Annotated in this window: 9 protein-coding genes, 1 tRNA gene and 1 pseudogene; 1 reads left to right on the forward strand and 10 read right to left on the reverse strand. The window is 64.6% G+C overall.

Translation table 11 applies throughout. The features are described 5' to 3' along the window. The 8 genes and pseudogenes from AUC71_RS12220 to ccoN all read right to left on the reverse strand — a co-directional run. The coding region (locus AUC71_RS12220) for a P-type ATPase actuator domain-containing protein (protein WP_483127809.1) at positions 1 to 616 on the reverse strand (616 nt) is incomplete at its 3' end. Next, positions 613 to 951 (reverse strand): cation transporter, encoded by a 339-nt coding sequence (locus AUC71_RS12225; RefSeq protein ID WP_069624489.1) that lies wholly within the window; start codon positions 949 to 951, stop codon positions 613 to 615. The genes AUC71_RS12220 and AUC71_RS12225, both read right to left, overlap by 4 nt. Beyond that, on the reverse strand, positions 948 to 1,466 hold the full coding sequence (locus AUC71_RS12230) for a FixH family protein (protein ID WP_069624490.1): 519 nt from the start codon (positions 1,464 to 1,466) through the stop codon (positions 948 to 950). The genes AUC71_RS12225 and AUC71_RS12230 overlap by 4 nt, the downstream gene beginning before the upstream one ends. Then, positions 1,463 to 2,947, reverse strand: a complete 1,485-nt coding sequence (gene ccoG / locus AUC71_RS12235) for a cytochrome c oxidase accessory protein CcoG (protein ID WP_069624495.1) — start codon at positions 2,945 to 2,947, stop codon at positions 1,463 to 1,465. The genes AUC71_RS12230 and ccoG overlap by 4 nt, the downstream gene beginning before the upstream one ends. 57 nt (positions 2,948 to 3,004) lie before the next feature. Continuing rightward, complete coding sequence (ccoP, locus tag AUC71_RS12240) at positions 3,005 to 3,868, reverse strand: cytochrome-c oxidase, cbb3-type subunit III (protein ID WP_425283387.1); 864 nt, start codon at positions 3,866 to 3,868, stop codon at positions 3,005 to 3,007. 3 nt (positions 3,869 to 3,871) lie between these two features. Further along, a complete protein-coding gene (locus AUC71_RS12245) occupies positions 3,872 to 4,066 on the reverse strand; it encodes a cbb3-type cytochrome c oxidase subunit 3 (RefSeq protein ID WP_069624491.1) in 195 nt (64 codons plus the stop codon). A 10-nt stretch (positions 4,067 to 4,076) separates the two neighbouring features. After that, a complete protein-coding gene (gene ccoO / locus AUC71_RS12250) occupies positions 4,077 to 4,811 on the reverse strand; it encodes a cytochrome-c oxidase, cbb3-type subunit II (protein ID WP_069624492.1) in 735 nt (244 codons plus the stop codon). 9 nt (positions 4,812 to 4,820) lie between these two features. Further along, positions 4,821 to 6,482 (reverse strand): annotated as a pseudogene (gene ccoN, locus AUC71_RS12255) (cytochrome-c oxidase, cbb3-type subunit I). 244 nt (positions 6,483 to 6,726) lie between these two features. Here ccoN and AUC71_RS12260 point away from each other — a divergent pair. Next, positions 6,727 to 6,924 (forward strand): hypothetical protein, encoded by a 198-nt coding sequence (locus AUC71_RS12260; protein WP_069624493.1) that lies wholly within the window; start codon positions 6,727 to 6,729, stop codon positions 6,922 to 6,924. A gap of 12 nt (positions 6,925 to 6,936) precedes the next feature. Here the strand turns inward: AUC71_RS12260 and AUC71_RS12265 are convergent, their stop codons facing one another. Both AUC71_RS12265 and AUC71_RS12270 read right to left on the reverse strand, forming a co-directional pair. Then, on the reverse strand, positions 6,937 to 7,437 hold the full coding sequence (locus tag AUC71_RS12265; RefSeq protein ID WP_069624494.1) for a hypothetical protein: 501 nt from the start codon (positions 7,435 to 7,437) through the stop codon (positions 6,937 to 6,939). 26 nt (positions 7,438 to 7,463) lie between these two features. Continuing rightward, positions 7,464 to 7,556 (reverse strand) — tRNA-Ser (locus tag AUC71_RS12270). Between the last annotated feature and the right edge of the window lie 292 nt (positions 7,557 to 7,848).

The following is a 7,848-nucleotide window of genomic DNA, read 5'->3' on the forward strand; positions in this document are numbered from 1 at the left end:
CGTCCATCTCCAGGCTGCGCGTCAGGTTGAGGGTGCCCGCATAGATTTGCGTGCCCGTCTCGACGGAGGCGGGCGCCGTCTCGCCCGTGATCAGGCTCTGATCGATCTGTCCGCGGCCGCTTATGACGCGGCCGTCCGCCGCGACCCGCTCACCGGCCGCGACCAGCAGCCGGTCACCGGGCCGAAGCGCGTTGGCGGCGACTTGCCGCCGCATGCCGTCCGGGTCGATCACCGTGGCGATGCCGTTCTGCAAACTCAGAAGGTTTTGCGCTTCGCCGCGTGCGCGCACCCGCAACGTTTCATCGAGATAGCGTCCGACCAGAAGGAAGAACAGCAAGGTGACGGCGGCGTCGAAATAGACCTGCTCGGTGTTGAGCATGGTCTGATAAAGGCTCATGCCCGTCGCCAGAATGATCGCCAGCGAGATCGGCACGTCCATGTTGAGCCGGCGCCCTCTGAGCGCCGCATAGGCCGAGGTGAAGAACGGTGCCCCCGCATAGACGACGGTGGGCAGCGCGATCAGGGCGGAAAGCCAGCGGAACAGCCCGGCCAAAGCCGGATCCATATCGCCGCCCTCCCCCGACCACACGGCGATCGACAGCAGCATGATATTCATGGCGGCGAAGCCGCCACCGCCACGCGCCGCAGAAGATAGTTCTGCCGCGCGTCGCCACGGTCCTGCTTGGCCGAATCCATGAGCGAGGCCGTGAAGCCGATGCGGTCGAGGGCGCCGATCAGCGCGACCTCGCCGGCCTGTGCCGGGTCATAGGTCACGGTCAGCCGCTTGGCGGCGAGCGAGGCGCGCGCGCTGTCGACCCCAGGCACCCGCATGGCGGCCCGCTCCACAGAGCGCAGACAGCCGCCGCAATGCATATCCTCCACGGCAAGGGTCAGCGTCGCTTGGCCCGCCTCCGCCGCCTGCTTGGCGAATATGGTCGGATGCGCCGTCATGGCCGGTCCGCGACGAAGAGACGCCGCTTCAAGCGGTGGAGCGGCTCGCCGCCCTCATGCAGCAAAGACTCCACAGAGAGCACCCAACGCCCGGGTCCGAGCGCCACGTCGGCGGCATAGGCCCCTGGCGACACTTCCGTGAACGCCAGCGCCCGGTCCTCCCGGTCCGTGGCCGGGCGCGTGAGTTGCCCGTCGAGCCTTAAGCCCGAAACCGGCTCCGCCGCTTTGTCGGCGAACCGCAAAGTCAGCCTTGCCGCAGCCGGGTCGTAGGCGATCTCGCTCTGCCAGCCGAGCGCGGCCTGGCGTTCCCCCGCGGCAATAGTCTCGTTGTAGGTGAGACCGCTGCGATAAGGGTCCGGCCTGTCGCCGCCGCTGAACGTGCCGAGCGCGTAATAGACGAGCAGCCCGTTGGCCACCAACATCACGCCGAAGAACGCGACGAGCCCCATCAGCACATGGCGTCCCTCGATGCCGTTCGCGAACCACCGCTGCGAAGACCGGCCGTGCGTGCTCATCGCGGCGGCCCCTGGAATGTCGCTTCGTGCGCGGTCTCCTCGCCGCTGGCGATGTCGGTGATCACAATGTCGAACGTCGTGGCCTGCTCGGCAAGTGCACGCGCCCCCTGCTTGTCGAGCGTCACATAGAGCCGGACCGACTGAATGTTGTCCGGCGGCACCGGCACGACGCCCCCTTCATGACCCACCATATCGACTTTGGCCCCGGGCAATCCTTCGACGCCGAGCTTGAAGGCCCGCGGCAGATAGAGCTTGTTCATGAGCTTGACCGTGAAGCCGTTGCGCACGCCGCCATCCGACAACCGGACATAAAGCGGATTACGGTCATGCAACACGTTGACGTCGAGCACGGGCCGAATAGACAGCGCCACAACCATGATCAGGCCCACCACGGCAATCGCCGCGGCGTAGAGGATCACGCGCGGACGCAGCAGCCGCAGCGGTTCGGCGTTCTCGGCGTGCGCATCGAGGTTGCGCACGGTGTCGTAGGCGATCAGCCCGCGCGGCCGGCCCACCTTGTCCATGATCTCGTCGCACGCATCGATGCACAGCGCGCATTGGATGCACTCGAGTTGCGGTCCGTTGCGGATGTCGATGCCGGTCGGACAGACGGCCACGCATTGCCGGCAGTCGACGCAATCCCCGCGGCCCTCCCAGGACTGCCCGGCCTTATGCGGCCCATGCGGTTCGCCCCGCCAGGTGCGGTAGGAAATCAGCAGCGAGTCCCGGTCGAACATCGCGCCCTGGATGCGCGGCCAGGGACACATATAGATGCACACCTGCTCGCGGGCGATGCCGCCGAGGACATAGGTGCTCGCCGTGAACAGCCCGATGAAGAGATACGCCACCATCGGCGCGTCGAACGTCACCAGCTCTCCGGCAAGGGTCGGCGCGTCGGCGAAGTAGAAGACCCAGGCGCCGCCCGTGGCGACGGCGATCAGCAGCCAGCTGATATGGGTCGCCGACTTCTTCCAGATCGTCTCGGCCGCCCACGGATGCTTGTCCAGCTTGAGACGCTGGTTCCGGTCGCCCTGCCAGAAGCGCTCCACGGCGATCATCAGATCGGTCCACACCGTCTGCGGACAGGTGTAGCCGCACCACACGCGCCCTGCCACCGAGGTGACGAGGAACAGCGCCAGCGCCGCCAGAACCAGAAGGCCGGTGACGTAATAGAATTCCTGCGGCCAGATCTCGAGGAAAAAGAAATAGAAGCGGCGCGCCGGAAGGTCGAGCAGCACGGCCTGATCGGGAAGGTATGGGCCGCGGTCCCAGCGGATCCAAGGGAACACATAGTAGATGCCAAGCGTGACGGCCATGACGATCCATTTGATCGTCCGGAAACGGCCATGCGCCTCCTTGGGATAGACCTTCACCCGCCCGGCGTAGAGAGACTGCCTCTCGCTGCTGACGGTGGGCACATCGCTCCGCGCCACGCCAGGCGCCGCCTCGACGGGGGGCGCGTTTCCATTTCCGCCCGTCATCGGGGCGCTGTGCTGTACCTGCACGTCGATCATTGCCATCACTTCAGCCCTTTGGGGCTACTGGCCGCCGCCCAGCGAGTGGACGTAGATGGCGAGCTCCTTGATCGTCGCGGGATCGAGGCGCTCGTGCCATGCGGGCATCATGCCGCTGCGGCTATTGGTGATCGTCTGCACTACGGTCGCCTTGTCGCCGCCGTAGAGCCAAAGCTCGTCCGAAAGGTTCGGCGCACCGAGCGCGATTGCCTTGGCCTTCCGGCCCGTGGCACGCGGCGCAATTGGCGGCGAAGAGCGCTTGCCCCGTTCCGCGGCGTCTTCATCGCCTTCATTGCCGGAGAGCGACAGCACGTACTCGGCAACGTCCGACACTTGGTCCGGCTTCAACATGCCGAGCTTGCCGAAAGCCGGCATCTGACTGTTACGGGTCTCGGAGTCGTCGGCGCGAATGCCGAACTGGATCGTGTGGTGGATATCGTCGAGCGAGCCGCCCCAGAGCCAGGCATCGTCCTGCAGGTTCGGATAGCCCGAAGCTCCTTGCGCGCCTCGTCCGTGACACGGCGCGCAATTGTCGCCGAACGCCGCCGCGCCGCCGGCCAGCGCGAAGTTGAGCAACTCCGGGTCGGATTGAATGGTCTCAAGGTCGCTCGCGGCGATCCTGTCGCGGAAGCCGGCCTTGTCAGCTTGCGCTTGCACCAAATCCGCCGCGACGATCTCGCGCTGGCTATAGCCGAGATAGCCCGCCGTATGGCTCGAAATCAGCGGCCAGGCTGGATAGAGAATCCAATAGCCGACCGCCCAAACGATGCAGGCATAGAACGTGTAAAGCCACCATTTGGGCAGCGGCTTGTTCAGCTCCTGGATGCCGTCCCACTCATGGCCGGTCGTTTCCTCGTCCGCCGACGTCTCGCCTTGTTTCTTGGCCATGGCTCAGTCGTCTTTCTTGTTCTTGCGCGCGGACTCGGCCTCGGGCTCCGGATCTTGTTCCAACGGCAATTGCGCCGCCTCTTCGAATTTCTTCTTGTTGCCGGGCCAGAACGCGTAGATCACCACGGCGGCGAACAGCGCGATAAAGAAGAGGAGTGCCGCCACTTGGCTGATGGATGCCACTTGCTCGTAGGTCATCGCGTTTTCCTCACCTGAGATTGGGGCCGGCGGCGTCGAACGTCGCGAAGTCGACCAGCGTCCCCAACATCTGCATGTAGGCGATCAGCGCATCGAGCTCGGAGACATAGCTTGCATCGCCGTCGAACGGCCGCGCCTGGGCCTTGGGATAGCGCGCAAGAAACGTTTCGAGCGCCTCGGTGTCCGTGCCCGCCTGACGCTCGAGATCGGCACGCGCGCTCACGATCATCTCTTCGGTGTAAGGCACGCCGACAATGGCGTTGACGCGCAAGCGTTCCTCGATGTCGTCATAGTCGAGCTCGCGCTCAGCCAGGAACGGATAGCCCGGCATGACGGACTCCGGCACCACCGAGCGAGGATCGACCATATGCGCGCGATGCCACTCGTCGGAATACTTGCCGCCGACCCGCGCCAGATCGGGGCCGGTGCGCTTCGAGCCCCATTGGAAGGGATGGTCGTACATGCTCTCGGCGGCGAGGCTGTAATGACCGTAACGTTCCACCTCGTCCTTGAGGGAGCGGATCATCTGGCTGTGACAGAGATAGCAGCCCTCGCGCACATAGATGTCCCGGCCCGCTAGCTCCAGCGGCGTGTAGGGCCGCATGCCTTGCACCTTCTCGATGGTCGAGGAGAGCCAGAACAGCGGCGCGATCTCGATCAGGCCGCCGATAGCGACCACCACGAGAATGCCGATCAAAAGAACGATCGAGCTCTTCTCGAAGATTTGGTGTTTTGCCCAGCTCATTCCGTTCCCCTATTCCGCCGGCGCCACATATTCGCCGGGCCGGTATTCGGGGGCGGCGGCGACCCGCGGCTGCTCCGCCGCATCGACCGGCTGATCGCCGCGGACCGTGCGCCACAAATTGTAGGCCATGAGCAGTGCGCCGATGAGGAATAGCAATCCGCCGGTCGCCCGGATCACGTAGAACGGATGCATCGCCTCCACGGTCTCGACGAAGGAGTATTCGAGGAAGCCGAGGGAATCGTAGGCCCGCCACATCAGCCCTTGCAGGATGCCCGACACCCACATGGAGGTGATGTAGAGCACGATGCCAAGCGTCGAGATCCAGAAGTGCCACTCGACGAGACGCTGCGAATAGAGCGCCTTGCGGTGCCACAGCCACGGCACCAGGCAATAGAGCGCCCCGAAGGTGATATAGGCGACCCAGCCCAGCGCACCCGAATGCACGTGGCCGATGGTCCAGTCGGTATAGTGCGACAGCGCATTCACCGACTTGATGCTCATCAGCGGCCCTTCAAAGGTCGACATGCCGTAGAAGGCCACCGCCACGGCAAGCATGCGGATCACCGGGTCCGTTCTGAGCTTGTCCCAGGCGCGGACAGCGTCATCAGCCCATTGATCATGCCGCCCCAGGACGGCATCCACAGGATGATCGAGAAGGTCATGCCGAGCGTCTGCGCCCAGTCCGGCAAAGCCGTGTAGTGCAGATGGTGCGGTCCGGCCCAGATGTAGATGAAGATCAGCGACCAGAAGTGGACCACCGAAAGCCGGTAGGAGTAGATCGGCCGCTCGGCGCGCTTGGGCACGAAGTAATACATCATGCCGAGGAAGCCCGCGGTGAGGAAGAAGCCCACCGCGTTGTGGCCGTACCACCACTGGGTCATGGCGTCCTGTACGCCGGAATAGATGATGTAGCTCTTCGAGCCAACCAGCGAGATCGGCACCGCCAGGTTGTTGACGATGTGCAGCATGGCGACGGTGACAATGAACGCCAAGTAGAACCAGTTGGCGACGTAGATGTGCGGCTCGCGCCGCCTGGCGATGGTGCCGACGAAGACGAGGAAGTAGACGACCCAAACGATGGTGAGCCAAATGTCGACGTACCATTCGGGCTCCGCATATTCCTTCGATTGGGTGACGCCGAGGACGTAGCCGGTGGCCGCGAGCACCAGGAACAGCTGATAGCCCCAGAACACGAACCAGGGCGACCACTTGCCGGCGAGCCGCGCGCGGCAGGTGCGCTGCACCACATAAAGCGACGTGGCGATCAGCGCGTTGCCGCCGAAGGCGAAGATCACGGCGGAGGTGTGGACCGGCCTCAAGCGGCCGAAATTCGTCCAGGGCAGATCGAAGTTGAAACGGGATAGCGAGCTGCCAAGCGATCAGGTCGCCGACGATGAAACCTGCGAGCCCCCAGAACATTGTGGCGATGACCCCGGCCCGGACCACGCCGTCGGCGTAGCCTGTGCCCTCGTCGGGGGCCCGCCCGTCGATGATCTGCGTCAGCATGAAGAGGAAGGCGAGCGCCGCCGCGGCCAAGAGGACGCAACCGTGGAAGGCGATGACCCGGTCCTCGCCCGCCAGCGCCAGCACAAGGCCGATGATGACGCAAAGCGCCGCCGCGCCGAGCGCCAGAAAATCCGAAAGAGCCTTCCACTCGTCGCGCGCCAGCATGGCCGTCATGGTCTCACCCCTCTTTGGGTGAGAGATGCGCCACCGGACGCGGCCCAACCTTGACAAAGATCAAACCAGTGTGCGTTGCCCCTGCGACACAGAATCCTGCTCGGGAGAAATCACTCGCTTCGCGGGCGGGTTCTGCGCCTTTAGGACAACCTGGAGACGCGGGCGACGCGAGGGAAGCATCTTCCTCTAGGCGCCGCCCCGGCCTATGATCGGGACAGTCTCAAGTGGGGGTTCCATGCGGTTTTTACTCGGTATTCTCGTCGGCATTTTGCTCACGGTCATCGCGGTCTATGTCCTCGATTCCGGGACGGACGGCGAGACGCAAAAGCGCATCGTCAATTGGGACGTGGCCGGCGAGAAGCTTGGCGTATTGACGTCCCAGGCCCGCGAGGTCTGGGCGGACTTCACCCGCGAGATGACCGGCCCGCCCTAGGCCTCCCGCCCCTTACCCCTTAATCAGGCGCTCCTGGAGCTTCACCTTCTCGACGGGGGGCGTCTTCCGCAACTTGTCCTCACGCGAGCCTTTCGGGTGCGAGCTCGATTTCTCGACGGCGCTATTGGCGACCATGTTCATGCCGACCAGGAAAGCGGCCCCGCTGCCGATGGAGGCGGCGATGGCGAGCCCACGGAGTGCCGCCCTGAGATTTTCCCGTTGCGCCGACTGTCTCATCCTGACGGTGCGATTGACATAGGCCAGGAACGCGCTGACCAAGGCTGCGATCGCCCCGCTCGAGAAGAACAGCAGGGCCGCCGCGACCTTTCCGTCGACGGTCGATTCGCGGGCCTGCGCCATGACGAAGAGGAGGATCAGCGCGGCGGCGCCGTTGAGCACGATCAGGAACGACAGAGCCCGCCCGGCAAAGCGGTTGCGCTCGGCCTCGATAAAGGCGCGGTCGAAATCTGCTTCGGGGGCCGTTTCGGGGGCCGTTCGGGGCCTGGTAGCCATCGTTGTCCTCTTAGGCCGGCGCATAATGGCGGAGACGGGGGGATTCGAACCCCCGATACGGCTTTTGACCGTATAACGGTTTAGCAAACCGCCGCCTTCAGCCTCTCGGCCACGTCTCCGTTGGCGCAAGCCTTACTGTTCCGCTCGAAGGCGGTCAACACGCCTGACCTATTTCAGCCTCTTTGGGCCCGGTATTGTCCCTGCCTCCAATATGATAGGCTGGGACGAACCAGCCAAGGGGATGGCGAAACGCTATGGGTTGGCGCATCCATTCGGGCGTGCTTTGGTCCGCGGCGCTAGGCGCTGCCGCGCTCGGCCTCTTTGCGTCCGCCGCCGAGGCCGCCGACTACTGCGTCCACTGCAAGGGGCCGGACGAGACCTATCGCTGCCGGGTGACGGGCGACGGCGCAA

It is taken from the genome of Methyloceanibacter marginalis, assembly GCF_001723295.1.
Lineage (GTDB): Bacteria > Pseudomonadota > Alphaproteobacteria > Rhizobiales > Methyloligellaceae > Methyloceanibacter > Methyloceanibacter marginalis.

Bases quoted from the DNA above. Each gene is read 5' to 3' on its own strand.
- AUC71_RS12265 (WP_069624494.1), bottom strand. From the start codon at position 7,437: ATGGCTACCAGGCCCCGAACGGCCCCCGAAACGGCCCCCGAAGCAGAT.
- AUC71_RS12225 (WP_069624489.1), bottom strand. From the start codon at position 951: ATGACGGCGCATCCGACCATATTCGCCAAGCAGGCGGCGGAGGCGGGC.
- ccoP (WP_425283387.1), bottom strand. From the start codon at position 3,868: ATGGCCAAGAAACAAGGCGAGACGTCGGCGGACGAGGAAACGACCGGC.
- AUC71_RS12245 (WP_069624491.1), bottom strand. From the start codon at position 4,066: ATGACCTACGAGCAAGTGGCATCCATCAGCCAAGTGGCGGCACTCCTC.
- ccoO (WP_069624492.1), bottom strand. From the start codon at position 4,811: ATGAGCTGGGCAAAACACCAAATCTTCGAGAAGAGCTCGATCGTTCTT.
- AUC71_RS12260 (WP_069624493.1), top strand. From the start codon at position 6,727: ATGCGGTTTTTACTCGGTATTCTCGTCGGCATTTTGCTCACGGTCATC.
- ccoG (WP_069624495.1), bottom strand. From the start codon at position 2,947: ATGACGGGCGGAAATGGAAACGCGCCCCCCGTCGAGGCGGCGCCTGGC.
- AUC71_RS12230 (WP_069624490.1), bottom strand. From the start codon at position 1,466: ATGAGCACGCACGGCCGGTCTTCGCAGCGGTGGTTCGCGAACGGCATC.